Raw genomic sequence first — 16,437 nt, 5'->3', positions numbered from 1 at the left:
TCCGTTCGCTCGACCCGGAGGACCTGACGAAGCCATAGTGCCCCGTGGCGTTCGTCTGTCAGAGCCTTACCCGGAAACGGCGTGCGCCACGCCTCAGCGTGCCGGGGCCGCGTTCGACGGCGCCTGCCAGCCGCCTTCGTCGCCGATCGACCGGGTGATCCGCCGGAGCCACCCCCTGGCCTCGAGCCTCGATGCCGCGCGGGAGAGCCGGGAGAGCGAGCTGTTGGCGTAGCCGGCCAGGACGCTATGCGCAGCGTGTGGTCGGGGGCGTCGGCGAGCGCGTAGAGGACGCCGTGCTCGAAGTGCGTCACCTCGGCGTCCCGCTGGAGCTGGGCGTCGAGGGCGGCCGGCGGGGTCCTGACGGTCATGCTCTGAAAGGCGCCCTCGCCGTGGAGTTCGCGCCCGTCGAGGCGTGCAGGTGCGGGTAGCCGGATCCGGTCTACCCTCGATCCATGAGCCGGATCTTCACCGCCAGCGTCGCCTCGGTCTATCCCCACTACGTGGCGAAGGTGGAGAAGAAGGGGCGCACGGAGGCGGAGCTGAGGCAGGTCATCGAGTGGCTCACCGGCTTCGACGCCGCCGCGCTCGACGACCACCTGGCCAGCGGCACGACGTTCGAGGAGTTCTTCGACCAGGCCGAGCTCAACCCCCACGCCAGCGCCATCACCGGCGTCATCTGCGGCTACCGGGTCGAGGAGATCGAGGACCCGCTGATGCAGAAGATCCGCTACCTCGACAAGCTCGTCGACGAGGTGGCCAAGGGCAAGGCGATGGAGAAGGTGCTGCGGGGCTGAGGCGTGAACCCGAAGAGGCCCGCGGTCGACACCGAGTCGCTGGGCGCCTGGCTGCTCAAGACCGACCCTCGGTCCACCCCCGTGGGCGACCTGCTGGCGAGCGGGTTCGCCGAGGTCACCACCAGGTGCGTACGCCGCTCCTACCGGACCGACCTGATCGCCGGAGACCAGCCCGTCCTGCTCTGGGTCAGCGGCGGCGACCGGCGGCACCCGTCGGGTCTCTACGCCCAGGGCCGCACGCGGGGGCCCGCCTCGCTCGACGAGGAGGGACAGCTCGTCATGCCGGTGACGCTCGAGCCGCTGGCCACCCCGGTGCCGCGGGACGAGCTACGCGCCCACCCGGTGCTCGGGCAGCTCGAGGTGCTCCGGATGCCGGCGGGCAGCAACCCGTCGTTCCTGAGCACGACCCAGCTCGCGGCGCTGTGCCGCGGCTGGCCGCAGGTGGGCTAGTTGCGCGCGGCGGTCGCGCGGGCCAGCCGGGCGACCGCGGCGAGCTGCAGACCCTGGGTCCGGACGGAGTTCTGGGCGATGTCCCGCACCCGACGGCACCCGCCGCCGTCGAGCTCGGTGCGGGCGGCGGCCTTCGAGGCGTGCGCGTGGGCCGTCAGCTCCTCGATGAAGGCCTGGTCGAAGGCGGCGCCCTCCAGTCCGCGCAGGGCGACGGCGTCCGGGTAGGGACCGAGTGCCTCCGGCTGACCCCAGTCGCGCAGGCAGGCGGTGATCGAGACCAGCTCGGTGGTCTGCTGGGCGAGTGCGGCGCGCGCCAGCGAACGGACCTCGTGGCAGGAGGCCTGGGTCGAGGCCCCGCGGCTGGCCGCCATCGCGCCGTGCAGCGCCGCGTAGGTCTGCTCCATGTAGTGGAGGTCGACGGCGTTGGCGTCGGCGGGCGGGGTGGCGCCGGGGTGGTCGGTGACTGCTCGATCCATGACGGACAAGGTGATTCCTCTGCTCAGTGCTGCGAGTGAGGTGCCCGGACGCCCCTGTTCGAGACTGCGACCTGCTACCCGCAGTCCCTCCCCACCGTAGCCGTTGTCCGGTGGTGCGAGGGAATCCTGCCGGTCTAGGGGTCCGGCTCCCCCACGGCGCGGCCACTGAGTTCCGGCCCTGGCCCCGTCTCGGGCCCGGCAGGCTCGAACCCTCGGAAACGAGCGACCAGGTACGTCGCGGGCGCCGCTCTACGGCATGGTCACCGACCGGTTCGGGGTCACCTGGGTCCTCGACGTGGCGGTCGCCTACGCGGGCTGATCCGGTGCGCGGAGCGGTTTGACCCAGCGTGACCACTCGGCCTGCCGGGCGTAGCCGGCCGCCCGCCAGGCCGAATGGGCGAGGTCGTTCTCGTCGAGCACCATCGCGTCGGCGCGGGTCCCGCCCAGCGCGGCGAACCGGCTCTCCGCGTGGTCGACCAGTCGGGCGCCGATCCCCTGGCGCCGACATGCCGGGTCGACCGCGAGGCGATAGAGGTGGCAGCGCCAGCCGTCCCAGCCGACGACGACCGACCCGACGATCGCGCCCTCCGCCTCCGCCAGGACGAGCGCCTCGGGGTCGCGGGCGATCAGCCGCTCCACGGCGGAGGCCGAGTCGGAGGGCCGGTGGGCGTCCTCGGCGGCGCGGGCCCAGAAGGCCAGCACCTCGGGTACGTCGGCGGCGACAGCGGGGCGGAGGCGCACGGCGGTCACGGGCTCATCCTGCCGCGGCCGCCAGCGCCTGCTCCACCGCGGGGCTCAGGCCCAGGGCGGGCCGGTCGGTGCGGACCGGCGGCAGCCCCTCGGTGCGCAGCCAGCGCCAGGTGTCGGCGACGGTCTCCTCGACCGGCCGGCAGGCCAGCCCAGCGGCGTACGCCGCGGTGACGTCACCGTCGTGCAGGCCGGCGAGCTCCCCGGTCGGCGGCACCCAGATTGGCAGGTCGTTCCAGCCGGTGGCCCCGGCCTCGGCGACGGTCTCGGGGGTGAGCCAGACCAGCTCGCCGGCCGGCCCGTCCGTGGCGACGGCCGCCCGGCACGCCTCCAGGAGGGTCCCCATGGTGGCGTGGCCCGGCCTGCTGACGGTGTTGAACGCCCCGGTCACGCCCCGCCCGGCGGCGTCGAGCATCCACCCGGCGAGATCGCGCGCGTCGACGTACTGCAGCGGGCGCTCCGGCGGTCCCGGCGCCGGCACCGGGCCGCCCCGGCCGAGCCGCTGCAGCCACCAGGGCAACCGGCCGATGTCCTCGTGAGGCCCGAGGATGAGGCCCGCCCGGGCCAGCAGGGAGCGGCCGTCGAAGCTCTCCTGCACCGCCAGCTCGGCCCCCCGCTTGGCCGCGGCGTAGTCGGCCACCTCGGTGCCGGCCGGATCGCCGTCGACCACCGGGGCGCTCTCGTCGAGCCCCGGTGGGATGGGCCACCGGTAGACCGAGCGGCTGGAGACGTAGCCGAAGTGCCCGACCCGGTCGCGCAGCAGCCGGGCGGCGTCGCGCACCACGAACGGCTCGGCCGACCAGGTGTCGACGACGGCGTCCCACTCGCCGTCCGCCAGCGCCGTCGCCAGGGAGCCCGGCGCGCGCCGGTCGGCGAGCAGCGTGCGGACCCCCGCGGGCGGCGTCCCGGTGGCGCCGCGGTTGACCACGGTGACCTCGTCGCCGCGTCGCACCGCCTCGTCGACGAGCGCTCGCCCCACGAACCTCGTCCCGCCCAGCACCAGGAACCGCATGTCGCCGACCCTAGCCAGCCGCACGGGAGTAGCGCCATGCCCGCACGGCGGGGAGCCAGCCCTCGTCGACGTTGTCAGCCGCGCGCCTGCGCGACCTCCCGGCGGACGGCCGGCGCCACCTCGGCGGCGAAGAGCTCGGTGGTCGCGGTGTCGTCGGAGGCGAGGATGAAGCCGCTGGTGCCGTAGGTCAGGGCGGCGTCGGTGAGCTCCTCCACCCACTGCTCCGGCGGTCCCTGCAGGACGCCGGTGCTGCTCGTCGAGAACTGGCCGACGATGTTGAGGAAGCGGCGTACGTCGCGGGGGTCGCGGCCGGCCGCCTTGGCGCCCTGGTCGAGGTGCTCGTTCATCTCGGCCAGGTCGGCGAACCCGCCCGGCAGGTACTGCAGGGACGGCAGCCAGCCGTCGCCGACGCGTCCGGTGAGGCGCAGCAGGCGCGGCTTGTAGGAGCCGATCCAGATCCCCGGCCGGTGCGCGGAGACCGGGCCGCGCTTCGCGCCCCGGACCGTGTAGTGGTCGCCCTCGACGGTCAGGCCGCCGGGCTGGTCGGTGTCCCAGATGCCGCGGATGATCTGCACCGCCTCCTCGAGGGCGGCGACCGCCTCGCCGGGGCTCCGCCGCGGACCGCCCATCGACTCGATGGCGTCCCAGAACCCGCCGGCGCCGAGCCCGAGCTCGACCCGGCCGCCGGAGAGCAGGTCGGCGGTGGCCACGGTGCGGGCCAGCACGGCGGGCGGGCGCAGCGGCAGGTTGGTGACGTTGGTGGTGAGGCGGATCCGCTCGGTGCGGGCGGCGGCGTAGGCGATCAGCGTCCAGGTGTCGTGGAACTTCGCCACGTAGGGGTGGTCCTGGAAGGTGACCAGGTCGAGGCCGGCGCGCTCGGCGACCAGTGCCTGCTCGACCGCGTGCTGGACGGGCTGGTTGGTCGGCGTGACGAAGGTGCCGAAGAGGAGGTCGTGTCCGTAGTCGGTCATGCGTGGCTCCCTGCGTGGGTGGGTGTGGTGGCGAGGTTGAAGTTGTCGCGGAACAGGTTGGCCGGGTCCAGCTCGGCCTTGAGCGCCCGCAGCCGGGCGAGGGTGGCGGGCGGGAACGCCTCACCGAGCCGCTCGGGGCTCTGGTCGGTCTCGAAGCTGAGGTAGGAGCCGGAGAGGTGCGGTCGCATCCCCTCCCACGACCGGTCGAGGCGCTGGGCGTTGGCGCCCATCGCGGTGATCGCGAACGCCGCGTCGCGGTGCGCGAAGGCGGTGGCGTCGGGGGCGACGTCGCCGATCGCGCCGCCCATGGCGCGCAGCTGGAAGAAGTACGTCGCGCCGCTGGCCAGCAGGCGGGCGCTGGCCTCGGCCACGTCGCGGTCGAGCGCGGTGACCAGCCCCGACCGGGCGACCGGCTCGCCGAGCCCCTGGTGCGGGGTGTCGGGGAACATGTTCATCACCGCGGCGTACGGCGCGATCACCACCCGCTGCTCCACCATCGGCGCCATCTCGGCGAACGGCTGGAGCTGGGAGACGACGACCTCGGGGTCGTCGGAGGCGACCATCGCCATCACCCGGGCCACCCCGGAGCGGCCCATCACCAGGAACGGCGTCGTCTCCCGGGGCGCGTCGGCCACCACCCGGCCGAACTCGGCCAGGAACGCCGCGACGTCGCTCACCTGGAAGGCGAGCTCCGCCCACCCGACGTCCGGCACCTCGTCGACTACCAGCTCGAAGGCGGTGACGACGCCGAAGTTGGCGCCGGCGCCGCGGACCGCCCAGAAGAGGTCGGGGTGCTCGTCGGCCGACGCACGGACGTGGGAGCCGTCGGCGAGGAGCATCTCGACGGCGCGGAGGTGGTCGATGGTGAGGCCGTGCTTGCGCCCGAGGAAGCCGATGCCGCCGGCGGTGGCCAGGCCGCCCACCCCCACACCGCCGTAGTCGCCGGAGCTGATCGCCCACCCGTGGGGCTGCAGGGCGGTGGCGACCTGCTTCCACCGGGCGCCGGGCCCGACGCGGATCAGACGGGCGCTCTCGTCGAGCACCTCGATGCTGTTGAGGGCGCCGACGTCGACGACGAGACCGCCGTCGTTGGTGGACCGCCCGCTGATGCCGTGGCCGCCGCTGCGCACCCCCAGCGGCAGGTGCCGGTGACGGCCGGCGAAGGCGAGGGCGTCGCGCACCTCCTCGACCGTCCGGGGGCGGAGCACCAGGCCGGGGCGTCCGCCGCGCAGGTAGGTCGAGCGGACCGCGGCGTACCGCACGTCGCCCGGCTCGACGGCGGTCTCGGCCAGCTGGGCGGGCAGCCCGTCGTAGTCGATGCCGGGACGGCGTCGCGCCCGCACCTCGGCCCGGCGCGGCGGCCGCGCCGAGACGGTGCCGGCGCCCAGCGCCCGCTGCGCCGCCTCCTCCAGGACGGGGGTGGCCTTGCGGAGGAACCGCTCCAGCCGGTCGGTGGGCACGGCGTCGTCGACGCGGAGGGCGAAGCCGGTCACGCCGTGCTCGACGACCAGCGGCGCGAGGGTGTCGGGCCGGTCGGCGCCGGGACCATGCGTGAGGGTGACCACCCGCCGGATCTCACGGGGGTCCCGGCCGGCCTGCCGGGCGTGCTCGTCGAGCAGGCGCAGCTGCGCGACCAGTGCGGCCAGGGCGTCGGGCCCGCCGTCACCGAGCTCACCGAGCCACCCGTCGGCCACCCGGCCGGCAACCTCGACCGCCTCGTCGCCGCTCACCCAGATCGGCACCTCGTGGGCGGGCAGCGGGCCCGGTTCGGCGCCGGCGGCGTGGTGGTGCTCGCCGGTGTGGCGCACCGGTCCGGCCCCGGTGTCCCACATGCGCCGCACCAGGCCGACGGCCTCGGTCACGGCCGCCTCGCGCCCGGGCGCGCCCTGGAGGGTCAGGGTCGCCCGGCCGCCGGAGAGCAGGTCGAGGCTGGCCGTCGCCCGGGCGGTGACCGTCGGGGGCTGCTCGCCAGCGACCTCGGCGACCACCAGCCCCAGCCGCGTGGTGCGCCCCGCGACCCACCCCAGCACCGCACGCGGCGCGACCACGAAGTGGTAGCCGAGCGCCTCGGCGGCGACCGCGGTCGCGGCGGCCGCGACGGGGTCGTCACCCTCGAGCCGGAGGCCGAGGCGGAGCAGGGGGTGGGTCACCTGGATTCCTCGAGAGTCTCAGGCGGCGTGGCGGGCGGCGAGTGCCGCACCGGCCTTGGCCGCCGCTTCCTCGGCGCTCCGGCGCATCGTCGCGGCCAGCTCGGTGAACTCGTCGAGCGCCGGGTTGACGCCGACGAGGGTGAACTCGCGCTCGATCACGGTCAGGTCGGCACCCCAGATGTCGACCAGGATCCGGCGCAGGTAGTCGGTGTTGTGGTCCCAGCCCTCCCGCGGGGTGCCGGCGCCGTAGGCGCCGCCGCGGGTGGTGACGAGGGTGACCGGGGTCCCCTCGAGCAGCCGGGTGCCCTGCGGGGCGCCGGCAAGGGCGAGGTCGATCCAGGTCTTGGCGTGCTGCGAGACGCCGAAGTTGTAGAGCGGCATCGCGAGGACGACGTACTCCGCCTCCTGCAGCTCGGTGGCCACCTGCTCGGCGAGGCCGATCGCCTCGCGCTGGACGGCGGACCGGTCACCCTCCGGGGTGAAGCTGGCACCGATGGCGGTGGCCCAGGCATCGGCGGGCAGCGGCTCCTGGCCGAGGTGGCGCCGGACGAGCGGCACGTCGGGGCAGGCGGCGGCGAACTCGTCGACGACGAGGTCGGCGAGCGCGCTGCTGGCGGAGTGGTCGCCCTGGATGCTGGCGTCGATGCGGAGCAGGGTCATGGGAGGATCTCCAGACATGTGAATTTGAATGTTCAAATCGAGAGTAGCCGGATGCGACTTGAATATTCAACACAGGGGCTACGATGGGCCCGTGAGCATCGACACCCACCCCGCGGCCGGGACGCCGGACGACGTCCCGTGGCTCACCAGCGACCAGCAGGTGGAGTGGCGCTCCCTGGTCCACCTGCTCGCGACCCTGCCGGCAGCGCTCGACGCACAGCTCAAGCGCGACGCCGGGGTCAACCTCTACGAGTACCAGGTGCTCTCCGTCCTCGGCGACACCCAGGACGCCACCCGGGGGCTCACCGAGCTGGCGATCCTCTCCGCGGGCTCCCCGTCGCGGCTCTCCCACGCGCTCAAGCGGCTGGAGCGCGCCGGGTGGGTGGAGCGGCGCAGCGGCGGGGTCGGCCGACGGATGGAGGCCCGGCTCACCGCGGCGGGGCAGGAGAAGCTGGAGCGCATCGCCCCCGGCCACGTCCGCGAAGCGCGGCGGCTGGTCGTCGACGCGCTCACCCCCGAGCAGTTCGCCGCCCTGGGCGAGGCCGCGCGCGCCGTCACCGCGGTGACCAACGAGGAGACCTCCGGCCGCTGCACGGAGCCCTCCTGCTGACTGGAGGCGGGCATCCGGGCAGGGCCCTCAGGCCACGCAGAACTCGTTGCCCTCGGGATCCAGCATGACGACGTGCCCGAGAGCCCCGTCGTAGCTCACCTCGCGCACGACGGTGGCACCCAGCGCGACGAGCTCGGGGACCTTGGCGCGGATCGCCCGTTCGCGGGTGCCGGGGTCCGACGGCCCGCCGGCGGTGACGCGGACGTCGATGTGCAGCCTGTTCTTCGCCACCTTGTCCTCCGGCACTCGCAGCCAGCCGATCGCCGGCCCGACTCCCTCGGGATCGACGAGGGACGCACCGTCGGGAGCGCTGTACCCCGGCTCCGGCACGTAGCCCAGTGCCGCTGCCCAGAAGGCCGCCAGCAGGTGGGGATCCAGGGCGTCTCCGGTCAGTGTCCAGTGGGTGGCCATGCCGACCACCATAGGAGCGCGGGGCCGCCCGGCGTGGAGGACGAACCGGACGACGAGCCCGGCGAGGAGCGCCCAGAAGGCGGCGCTCACTCCGGCGACCGCGATCCCGGAGGCGGCGGTGGCGAAGGTGACGACGGCGGGGATGTGCTCGGTCGGATCGGCGAGCGCGGCGTTCAGCGAGGCGGCGAGCGTGCCCAGCAGCGCGAGGCCCGCGACGGCGGCGAGGACGCCGAGGGGTGCGAAGGAGACCAGCGTGCCGAAGGCGGCCGAGGCGACGCCGAGGACGACGAGCACGAGGCCGGAGGTGACGCTCGCGACCCAGCGCCGGGAGCGGTCCTCGCCGGCCTCCGGCCCCGCGGCGAGGGCGGCGCTGATGGCGGCCAGGTTGATTGCGTGCCCGCCGGCCGGCGCCCCGACGAGGGTGCCGACGCCGGTCACGAGCATGGAGCGCCGCCACGGCACCACGTAGCCGAGCCCTTTCATGACGGCGACGCCCGGGACGTTCTGGGCGGCCATGGTCACCAGGTAGAGCGGCAGTGCGATGCCGACCAGGGCGGAGAGCGTGAACGCCGGCGTGGTCAGCTCCAGCTGGGGGACGAGCGTCGCCGGGTCGACCTGGCGTCCGGAGGCGACGAGGTCGACCGCGATCACGACCGCGGCGGCGAGGAAGGCGAGCGGGGCGGCGAAGCGCGGCGCGAACCGGACGCCGAGCAGCCAGACGACGACGATCGGCGCGACCGCGGTGGGGTTGTCCGCCAGTCCGGTGACCGGGCCCAGGCAGAGCTGGAAGAGGACGCCGGCAAGCATCGCCTGGGCGATCGAGGCCGGGATGCGGGAGATGAGCGCCCCGAGCTGGGGGAGGAGCCCGGTGAGCACGATCAGCACGCCGGTGACGAGGAAGGCGCCGACCGCCGCGGGCCAGCCGCCCGCGACCGCGCCGGTGGTGGCCAGCAGCGCCGCGCCGGGCGTGGACCAGGCGGAGGTGATCGGCAGCCGGGTGGTGAGGGCGAGCACGATCGAGGCCAGGCCCATCGTGACGCTGACCGCGAGGAGCCCGCTGGAGGCCTGCGCCGGGCTGGCCCCCACCCCCTCGAGTCCCGCCAGGACGACGACGAAGGCGCTGGTGAACCCGACCAGTCCCGAGACCACCCCGGCGGAGACAGGGGCGAGCAGGCCGCCGCGTGCGGTCTCGGTGGAGGTGGCGGCTGGGCGGTCGTCCGTCGCGTCGCGCATGGGGTCCCTCCGGCTCGATGACCGAGGGACACCCAGGCGGTCGATGTCTCTCACGTGCTCCACGCCGGTCAGGTCCGGCTACGCCAGTCGCGCTCGCAAGATTACGCGTCGCGAGCGGCCAGGTGGGAAGCGTCCGGCCTCACGGATTGTCGTCGCGGTAGATCAGGCTTCGCGCCACGGCGTCGCCGATCAAGCCCGACGTTCGCACGCGCTGCGGACCTCAGCGGCACACCGGTCCCGTCCCTTGTGCCCCCGGGCGACGTCGCGACCCGGGCCGCCGATCAGTGTGTCGTCTCGACTGCCGCCACGGAGCTCGTCGTCCCCGGGACCGCCGAAGAGGTCGGATCCGTGGCACTCCCGGCTGGGCCAGAGCCTGCCCCACTCCTTGGCGATCAGCAGGTCGTCTCCGCCGCGCCCCCGCACCGAGCCGAAGCAGGAGGAGATGGCGAGGCGGTTCGCCCGACCTGTCCCGGAGAGCCGAACCCGGTGCGCGGTCACGGTGGCAGCCTCGAAGCGGGTCATGCGCACGCGGTGCGTCGACTCCGCCCTGTCGACCCGGAGGGTCCCCGCCTGCAGGTCGAGGGCGAGCGAGGTCTTGTCGTACTCGTTGACCGAGATCGTGTCGCGGCCCGGACCGCCGTCCAGGTCGGTCGCGTCGGTCGTCCCTGAGGTGCCCACGACGTCGTCGCCGCCGCCGAGGCGGGCGGTCAGGCGACGCCCGTCCGCGAAGAGTGACTCGTCGGCACCGCTCCCCAGGAAGGTGAGGTCGGAGTCCTCGCTCAGCACGGACACCGAGAAGACGTCGAAACCGTCCAGGACCGCGATGGTCCGCCCGTCCTCGGTGTAGCGCCCGGCGCGGGAGTCGAGCGTCGCCGACCGGCCCCGGAGATCCAGCAGGAGGACGTCGTCGCCCCGTCCGCCGCTGACCGAACCGCCTTCCGCCCAGTACCCCTCCAGGTCGAGGTAGTCGTTCCCGGCCCCCATCTCCAGGCGGTCGCCGTTCGGCTCTCCGGTGGTACCGCTGTCGAACGAGTCGCTGCCAGCCCCGCCGATCAGCACGTCAGGCTCGGTGTCGACGTGTCCTCCTTCGCCGCCACCCCAGTCGCCGGCGCTGACCTCGTTGCGGGCGGACCCGCCCTCGAACCGGTCTGACCCGGCGCCGAGGGTGAGGAGCAGGTTCCACGTCGGAGCCCGCGTGCTGTCGACGACGTCATCTCCCGGTCCCACGTCGATCAGGAGGTTCTTCCCCGTGCCGGCGTCGTATCCAGGGGCGTGGCCCCGGATGCAGACCACGTCGTCGCCGCCGAAGGTCTGCACGTTCCCCCAGCGGGCACGGGTGTACTCCAGCAGCACGACGTCAGGCCCTTCCGTGCCCTGCACGTCGCGGTCGATCGCGTGGAGGGTGACGGGCAGCCCGCGGCAGGTCTCGCCCGGCGCCGAGCCTGTCGCCGAGCTGGTGGCGGACCCGGTCGTCGGTACGAGCAGGGCCCCGCCCAGCAGCAGCGCGGTGGTCAGGACTGTCGTGCGGCGCATGAGTCCCCCGTGGACTGTCGGCAGCGAGGCGTCGAGCCTACCGACTGCCGGACTACCGTTCGAGCCTCTTCCACTGCCCCTCGGAGACCACCTCGACGGTGCCGTCGACGACCTTGATGGCCGTCTGCTCGTCGATGACGTAGGCCGGGACGCCGAGGTCGGCCGCCCACCGCTCCGCGTGAGCCATCGTGTTGGTCGGGAAGAGGTCCAGGTGCGGGAAGATCGAGAAGTCGACGACCCCGAGCGTCCGGTCGTCGGGCGCCTCCGGCCACTCCACGAAGTAGTCGCCGATCCGGGGCGTCATCACCATGCTTCCCGCGCTCACCCCCACCCAGACCAGGTCGGGGACCAGGGGGAGCAGGTCGGCCATCCCGGACTCGCGCATCCAGTGGCACAGGTAGGTCGCGTCCCCGCCGTCGACCAGCAGCACGTCCGCCTCGCGGACCCAGGGCACCCACCGGTCCGCGCCGATGCTGGGCAGCGCGGTGAGCTCCAGGACGCCCAAGGAGGCGAAGCCGAGCCCCGAGAGGTGCTGCCAGGTGGGCTCGGCGGCGACCAGGCCGCGCACCGATCCCGGCCCGCACATCGGATGCCCCCACTGGGCGGTCGGCACCAGCAGGGCCCGCGCCTCGCCGACCGGCTTGCCGAGGAGCTCCTCGAGCGCCGCGTGGATGCTCGGGTTGGTGACGCCTCCCGAGGTGAGCAGGAGCTTCCCGGTGCTCATGGGCAGATCCTGCCGCCGGGGGTTCCCGCTGTCCATACCCACAGGAGGAGGAGACCCGCCCGTCGGTCCGTCGGACTCGCTCCCACCGTCTCCGGTGGAACCGTCAGCGCAGCGTCGGCGCGCTCGGTCCCACCCGCTCGGCCAGCCACGCCTGGCGCTGCGCGTCGTCCGGCGAGAGGGCGTCGGAGATGACGTGCGGGCAGACCCGGCCGAAGTAGTCGGTGATCGGGCCGTCGGACTCGCGCACCAGCATCCCCGCCGCCTCCCCGTCGATCACCCACGAGCCGATGACGACGTAGTTGCCGTCGAAGACCGGCACGTCGGTGTAGGCCTGGTAGACGAACCCCTCGGCGCCGTAGGAGCCCGGCATCTCGATGTCCTCGAGCGCGTCGGCGAGGTGGATGCGGATGTTGTCGCCCTCGCGGCCGTGCAGCGGCTTGGCGACCCAGTCCTCGAGGTCGCCCGGGTCGTCGAAGTAGGCGGGGAGCAGCAGCCGGTGGCCGGGGTTGCGCTCCCACAGCACCGGCAGCAGCGCCTTGGTCGAGAGCATCGCCTTCCAGGCGGGCTCGAACCAGTTGACCGGACGGGCCTCGCGCTCCTCGACGATGTGCCGCCCGAACGGCTCCGCCAGCATCTGCTCCCAGGCGTAGAGCTTGAAGGCGTTGCGGACGCGGTAGTCGTGGGCGTCGCGGAACTCGCGGGCGTCCGGGTTCCACCCGATCTCGGCCATCGGGTGGGCGAGGGTGGCGAAGCCGGCCTGGACGGCGGTGTCCATCAGGTAGTGGGCGGTCATCTCCATCTCGCCGTCGTCGTAGTTGTCGCCCTCCCCGAGGTCGTAGAAGAAGTGCAGCTCGTCGCCGTCGGTGGCACCCGAGGAGCGCAGCCGCTGCCACCCGCCGACGAGGCGCTCGTGGACGCTGTTCCACTGGTCGAGCTCGGGCATCCGGTCCTCGAGCCAGCGCCACTGGGCGACGCCGGTCTCCACCAGCCCGGTCGGGGTGTCGCCGTTGATCTCCAGCATCTTGATCGAGGCGTCGGCGCCGTAGACGAGATCGAAGCGCGAGTAGAGCGAGGGGTCCTGCCGCGCGATGGAGCGGCGTACGACGTCCATCGTGCCCGGCGGCAGCCCGAGCCGCTGGTCGGACATCGTCGCGGCCATGTGCCCGGCGGCGTCGACGCACATCGCCCACAGCTCCTCGGTGGCCGCCTCGAGGGCGTCGACCTCGTCGCCGGTCACCTCATACCAGGCGGACTCGTTCCAGTAGGGCCGTGTGGTGCCGTCGGGCATCTCGGTGACCGGGAAGACGAGGCCCTGCTCGGTGACGATCCGCTGCCAGTCGGGGCGCGGCTTGATCTCGTGCCGCCACATCAGGCGATGCTGGCGCAGACGATGGCCGCCACCGAGAGTGCCGAGGCGGCGGCCAGCCAGGCCAGCGGGCGGACCGGGCCCGGCTCGGTGACGATCTGGCGCAGGTTGCCCGGGGTCACCGCGTCGATCGCGAAGAGCATGGCGGCGTTGAGCGCGACGCCGAGGAGGGCGAAGGAGACCGTCCAGGCCAGCGGCCACCCCAGGTCGGTCGCCCCGTTGACCCAGATGGCGGTGAAGAGCACCAGGGCGTTGGAGATCATCCACGCCGAGGCGACCAGGCCCGCGGAGCGCGACTGCAGGTGGACCGAGGCCTTGCCGGACTCGTCGGTGCCGTGCAGGTGGCTGCCCAGGTGGCCGGGGGTGACCAGGTCGAGGACGTAGTAGGCGGCGATGAGGATCACCCCCGACACCAGCGCGTAGACGACGGCGTGGAAGACGGCGTTGAGCAGGTCGGTCACGGGTTCTCCTGGTCGAGGGGGTGGGGCAGGTCAGGACGAGAAGCCGCGGTTGGAGACCCCGAACCCGCCCTTGGTGGTCGTGGACTTCACGCTGGAGCCGCCGGTCGCGGGGAGACCGCCGCGCTGCACGGTGCCGTTGAGGCCGCTGCCGCGCCAGGTGCCGCCGGTGGCGAGCCCGCCGATGGGGGGCACCCGCGAGCTGGCACCGAGGTAGTACCAGAAGAAGCCCGTGCCGACGCCGCTGTATTCGCGGCTGGTGTCGCAGTTGTCGTCGTCGACCCGCTCCTGGGTGTCGGGGTCGACGCAGACCGCGGCGTAGTCGGCGGAGGTGGTGGCGCAGCCGGTCAGTCCGGACGCCGCGAGGGCCGTGACGCCGAGCGCGACCGAGGCGGAGCGCATGCGTCGGCGTGGCGTGGTGGTCATCGGTCCTGCCTCTGCTGGGAGTGACGGGTCAGGCTGGGGTAGGCGAGCCCGGTGCCGAGGACCAGGGCGGCGGCGACCAGGGAGGTCGTGGAGCTGTCCCGCACGCTGAGGACCAGGGCTGCGGTGAACGTACCCGCTGCGGCCAGTGGAAGAACTATGCGGCGTACCGGGCGCTCGACGCTGGCGCGGCCGAAGTAGAACGGGACGGCGGCGCAGGTCAGCGCGTAGTACGCCGAGACGAGCAGCGCGGTGGCCGCGACCGAGTCGGCGAGCACCGCCTCGCTGGTGACGACCAGGACGGCGTAGGTGCCGGCGGCGAGGCCGGTGAAGACCCACGTCGCCCACGCCGGGGAGCCGGTGGTGGTGACCCGGGAGAGGGAGGGCGGCAGGTCGCCGCGCCGCGACATCGAGAACATCGCCCGGGCGGAGGGGAGGATCGTGGTCTGGGCGCTGGCCAGCGCGGAGACGAGGACGGCGCCGGCGAGGACGGTGCCCCCGGCCGAGCCCATCAGGCTGGTGGCGAACTCGGCCAGCACGTCCCCCTCGCCGATCGCGACCAGCCGGTCGACCCCGGCGTAGGAGGTGACGGCCCAGGCGAACCCGGCGTAGAGGACGACCAGGACGCCCAGGGCGATCAGGGCCGCGCGGACCGGGGTGCCGGCCGGGTCCTCGGACTCCTCGTTGACCGCGAAGGAGGAGTCCCAGCCCCAGTAGAGGAAGACCGCGACGAGGAAGCCGGCGACCACGCTCGAGGTGCTCGGCTCGGTGCCCGTCGTCCCGGTCGCGGACGCCAGGGCCGGCAGGGGGTCCGCCAGCGCGGCCCGGACGGCGAAGGCGACCAGCAGCAGCGCCTCCACGGTGAAGAGCAGCACCTGGGTGCGGGCGGCCAGGGTGATGCCGCGCGCCGCCAGGGCCGCCATCGCGACCAGCAGGACGATGCCGGCACCCGCCTGCGCGACCTGTGAGTCGGCCAGGCCGTCGAGCCCGGCCACCGTGTAGGCGTAGATCGCGGCCGCCTGCATCAGGTTGGTCATCGCCAGCACGCAGGCCGCGATCACCACCCACCCCGCGAGGAAGCCGACCCGCCGGCCGAACGGCTTCGACGTCCAGGCGTAGCAGGTGCCGCAGTCGGGCTCGGCGGCGTTGAGCTCGCCGAAGGAGAGGACGACGAGCACCACCGGGATCGCGGCGACGGCGAGCAGCAGCGGGGCCGCGTCGCCGACCAGGGCGGCGAGCAGTCCGACGGTGACGGCCAGGGAGTACGCCGGCGCGGTGGAGGCGAGCGAGAAGACCGTGGAGACAGAGAGACCGACCGACCCGCGAGCCAGCCGACGCTCCTGCGGGGCAGCGCCCGGCGGGACGAGGTACTCGGGCATCGGGTGTCCTTGCTTCTCGGTCAGCGTAGTCCAGGGCACGACCGTCGGCACGCCCCGAAGGTGACCGTATCCGCCCGGAAAGATCGGGTGCGGAGGGCGCCGCGTCCCTCAGGCTGGGGAGCACACGGAGGGACTTCCACAGATGATCGCCGCTCTCAACCACGTCGTCGACGAGATCGAGTCGCATCTTGCGGCCGACCCGTCCGCCTCGGTGGACGTCGCCGGCCTCGCCACGCGACTCGGCACCACCGAGCACCACCTGCGCCGCATGTTCGCCTCCCTGGCCGCCATGCCGCTCTCGGAGTACGTACGCCGGCGGCGGATGTCGTTGGCCGCCGCCGACCTCACAGGTCCGAGCGACGACCTGCTGAGGGTCGCGGTCCGGTACGGCTACGGCTCGGCGGAGGCGTTCGGGCGTGCGTTCCGTGCGGTGCACGGCACCAGCCCTGGCGACGTTCGTCGGCACGGCGGTCCCCTACGCACACAACCACGGATCAGGTTCCACCTGACCGTCGAAGGGAGCATCCCCATGGACACGCGCATCACCCAGCTGCCCGCCCTCCGGCTCGTCGGCCACGCCACGCGCGTGCCGTTGACCCACCAGGGCGTCAACCCGCACATCGCCGAGCACGTCGACGCGATCCCGGCGGAGGAGACGAGGCGGCTCAAGGCGCTCAACGACACCGAGCCCACGGGGGTGCTGGCCGTCAGCGACGACCTCGACCCCGACCGTGCCGAGGGTAGCGAGCTCACCTACCTGCACGGCGTGGCGACGACCAGCACCCCGCCCGACGGGCTCGACGTCATCGACGTGCCTGCCGGCAGCTGGGCCGTCTTCCGCACGGAGGGCCCGCACCCGCAGTCGCTGCAGGACGCGTGGGCGGCGACGGCCACGACGTGGTTCCCGTCGCAGCCGTGGCGACTGCGCCCCGGGCCCGAGATCGTCGCGATGCTCGCCTTCGATGCCGACGCCGGGGCGGCGACGTGCGAGCTCTGGCTGCCGGTGGAGCCGCAGTAGCCGACGCCCCGAGCGTTGCACC

General features: G+C 73.7%; 17 protein-coding genes and 1 riboswitch. Of the genes, 4 read left to right on the top strand and 13 right to left on the bottom strand.

The window, feature by feature from the left end; all coding sequences use genetic code 11:
• The first annotated feature begins 452 nt into the window (after positions 1–452).
• Together AC3X7R_RS09330 and AC3X7R_RS09325 are read left to right on the top strand one after the other, a co-directional pair.
• Positions 453–794 (top strand): DUF2200 domain-containing protein, encoded by a 342-nt coding sequence (locus tag AC3X7R_RS09330; RefSeq protein WP_489965355.1) that lies wholly within the window; start codon positions 453–455, stop codon positions 792–794.
• Between the two features lie 3 nt (positions 795–797).
• Positions 798–1,244: a hypothetical protein gene (locus AC3X7R_RS09325; RefSeq protein WP_489965354.1), complete on the top strand. Its 447-nt coding sequence runs from the start codon at positions 798–800 to the stop codon at positions 1,242–1,244.
• Here AC3X7R_RS09325 and AC3X7R_RS09320 read toward each other — a convergent pair.
• The 6 genes from AC3X7R_RS09320 to AC3X7R_RS09295 all read right to left on the bottom strand — a co-directional run bounded on the left by AC3X7R_RS09320 (position 1,241) and on the right by AC3X7R_RS09295 (position 7,260).
• Positions 1,241–1,720 carry a DUF305 domain-containing protein gene (locus AC3X7R_RS09320; RefSeq protein WP_489965353.1) on the bottom strand — a complete coding sequence of 160 codons (480 nt, stop codon included), beginning with the start codon at positions 1,718–1,720 and terminating at the stop codon, positions 1,241–1,243. The genes AC3X7R_RS09325 and AC3X7R_RS09320 overlap by 4 nt on opposite strands.
• Positions 1,721–2,026: 306 nt before the next feature.
• The gene (locus AC3X7R_RS09315; protein ID WP_489965352.1) at positions 2,027–2,470 is read right to left on the bottom strand and encodes a GNAT family N-acetyltransferase; all 444 of its coding nucleotides are present in this window, start codon (positions 2,468–2,470) and stop codon (positions 2,027–2,029) included.
• 4 nt (positions 2,471–2,474) lie between these two features.
• Positions 2,475–3,479 (bottom strand): NAD-dependent epimerase/dehydratase family protein, encoded by a 1,005-nt coding sequence (locus tag AC3X7R_RS09310; protein WP_489965351.1) that lies wholly within the window; start codon positions 3,477–3,479, stop codon positions 2,475–2,477.
• Positions 3,480–3,553: 74 nt separating this feature from the next.
• The gene (locus AC3X7R_RS09305) at positions 3,554–4,450 is read right to left on the bottom strand and encodes an LLM class flavin-dependent oxidoreductase (RefSeq protein ID WP_489965350.1); all 897 of its coding nucleotides are present in this window, start codon (positions 4,448–4,450) and stop codon (positions 3,554–3,556) included.
• Positions 4,447–6,600 (bottom strand): LLM class flavin-dependent oxidoreductase, encoded by a 2,154-nt coding sequence (locus AC3X7R_RS09300; RefSeq protein ID WP_489965349.1) that lies wholly within the window; start codon positions 6,598–6,600, stop codon positions 4,447–4,449. Before AC3X7R_RS09300 ends, AC3X7R_RS09305 begins: the two co-directional genes overlap by 4 nt.
• Before the next feature lie 18 nt (positions 6,601–6,618).
• A complete protein-coding gene (locus AC3X7R_RS09295; RefSeq protein WP_489965348.1) occupies positions 6,619–7,260 on the bottom strand; it encodes an FMN-dependent NADH-azoreductase in 642 nt (213 codons plus the stop codon).
• Positions 7,261–7,351: 91 nt separating this feature from the next.
• On the opposite strand from AC3X7R_RS09295, the gene AC3X7R_RS09290 reads away from it, so the two are divergent.
• Complete coding sequence (locus AC3X7R_RS09290; protein WP_489965347.1) at positions 7,352–7,870, top strand: MarR family winged helix-turn-helix transcriptional regulator; 519 nt, start codon at positions 7,352–7,354, stop codon at positions 7,868–7,870.
• 27 nt (positions 7,871–7,897) lie between these two features.
• Here AC3X7R_RS09290 and AC3X7R_RS09285 read toward each other — a convergent pair whose 3' ends face one another.
• The 7 genes from AC3X7R_RS09285 to AC3X7R_RS09255 form a co-directional block, all read right to left on the bottom strand.
• A complete protein-coding gene (locus AC3X7R_RS09285; RefSeq protein ID WP_489965346.1) occupies positions 7,898–9,514 on the bottom strand; it encodes a benzoate/H(+) symporter BenE family transporter in 1,617 nt (538 codons plus the stop codon).
• A gap of 23 nt (positions 9,515–9,537) precedes the next feature.
• Positions 9,538–9,615: riboswitch (ZMP/ZTP riboswitch) on the bottom strand.
• A gap of 88 nt (positions 9,616–9,703) precedes the next feature.
• Entirely contained in the window at positions 9,704–11,047 is a 1,344-nt protein-coding gene (locus AC3X7R_RS09280; RefSeq protein ID WP_489965344.1) for a hypothetical protein, read from the bottom strand.
• Positions 11,048–11,099: 52 nt separating this feature from the next.
• Positions 11,100–11,771, bottom strand: coding sequence for a Type 1 glutamine amidotransferase-like domain-containing protein (locus tag AC3X7R_RS09275; protein WP_489965343.1), 672 nt, complete (start codon positions 11,769–11,771; stop codon positions 11,100–11,102).
• Between the two features lie 103 nt (positions 11,772–11,874).
• Positions 11,875–13,140 carry a glutathionylspermidine synthase family protein gene (locus tag AC3X7R_RS09270; protein WP_489965341.1) on the bottom strand — a complete coding sequence of 422 codons (1,266 nt, stop codon included), beginning with the start codon at positions 13,138–13,140 and terminating at the stop codon, positions 11,875–11,877.
• Entirely contained in the window at positions 13,140–13,598 is a 459-nt protein-coding gene (locus AC3X7R_RS09265) for a DUF350 domain-containing protein (protein WP_489965339.1), read from the bottom strand. The genes AC3X7R_RS09270 and AC3X7R_RS09265 overlap by 1 nt, the downstream gene beginning before the upstream one ends.
• Positions 13,599–13,628: 30 nt before the next feature.
• Positions 13,629–14,021 carry a hypothetical protein gene (locus AC3X7R_RS09260; protein ID WP_489965338.1) on the bottom strand — a complete coding sequence of 131 codons (393 nt, stop codon included), beginning with the start codon at positions 14,019–14,021 and terminating at the stop codon, positions 13,629–13,631.
• Positions 14,018–15,397, bottom strand: coding sequence for an APC family permease (locus tag AC3X7R_RS09255; RefSeq protein WP_489965336.1), 1,380 nt, complete (start codon positions 15,395–15,397; stop codon positions 14,018–14,020). The genes AC3X7R_RS09260 and AC3X7R_RS09255 overlap by 4 nt, the downstream gene beginning before the upstream one ends.
• Positions 15,398–15,539: 142 nt before the next feature.
• On the opposite strand from AC3X7R_RS09255, the gene AC3X7R_RS09250 reads away from it, so the two are divergent.
• Complete coding sequence (locus AC3X7R_RS09250; RefSeq protein WP_489965334.1) at positions 15,540–16,415, top strand: AraC family transcriptional regulator; 876 nt, start codon at positions 15,540–15,542, stop codon at positions 16,413–16,415.
• Positions 16,416–16,437 lie beyond the last annotated feature (22 nt).

This window comes from Nocardioides sp. Z22_16 (assembly GCF_058134365.1).
Note: the sequence above shows the minus strand (reverse complement) of the source record. Positions and strands in the feature narration are given on the sequence as shown.

Bases quoted from the DNA above. Each gene is read 5' to 3' on its own strand.
- AC3X7R_RS09330 (WP_489965355.1), top strand. From the start codon at position 453: ATGAGCCGGATCTTCACCGCCAGCGTCGCCTCGGTCTATCCCCACTAC.
- AC3X7R_RS09320 (WP_489965353.1), bottom strand. From the start codon at position 1,720: ATGGATCGAGCAGTCACCGACCACCCCGGCGCCACCCCGCCCGCCGAC.
- AC3X7R_RS09310 (WP_489965351.1), bottom strand. From the start codon at position 3,479: ATGCGGTTCCTGGTGCTGGGCGGGACGAGGTTCGTGGGGCGAGCGCTC.
- AC3X7R_RS09305 (WP_489965350.1), bottom strand. From the start codon at position 4,450: ATGACCGACTACGGACACGACCTCCTCTTCGGCACCTTCGTCACGCCG.
- AC3X7R_RS09295 (WP_489965348.1), bottom strand. From the start codon at position 7,260: ATGACCCTGCTCCGCATCGACGCCAGCATCCAGGGCGACCACTCCGCC.
- AC3X7R_RS09285 (WP_489965346.1), bottom strand. From the start codon at position 9,514: ATGCGCGACGCGACGGACGACCGCCCAGCCGCCACCTCCACCGAGACC.
- AC3X7R_RS09280 (WP_489965344.1), bottom strand. From the start codon at position 11,047: ATGCGCCGCACGACAGTCCTGACCACCGCGCTGCTGCTGGGCGGGGCC.
- AC3X7R_RS09275 (WP_489965343.1), bottom strand. From the start codon at position 11,771: ATGAGCACCGGGAAGCTCCTGCTCACCTCGGGAGGCGTCACCAACCCG.
- AC3X7R_RS09270 (WP_489965341.1), bottom strand. From the start codon at position 13,140: ATGTGGCGGCACGAGATCAAGCCGCGCCCCGACTGGCAGCGGATCGTC.
- AC3X7R_RS09260 (WP_489965338.1), bottom strand. From the start codon at position 14,021: ATGACCACCACGCCACGCCGACGCATGCGCTCCGCCTCGGTCGCGCTC.
- AC3X7R_RS09255 (WP_489965336.1), bottom strand. From the start codon at position 15,397: ATGCCCGAGTACCTCGTCCCGCCGGGCGCTGCCCCGCAGGAGCGTCGG.
- AC3X7R_RS09250 (WP_489965334.1), top strand. From the start codon at position 15,540: ATGATCGCCGCTCTCAACCACGTCGTCGACGAGATCGAGTCGCATCTT.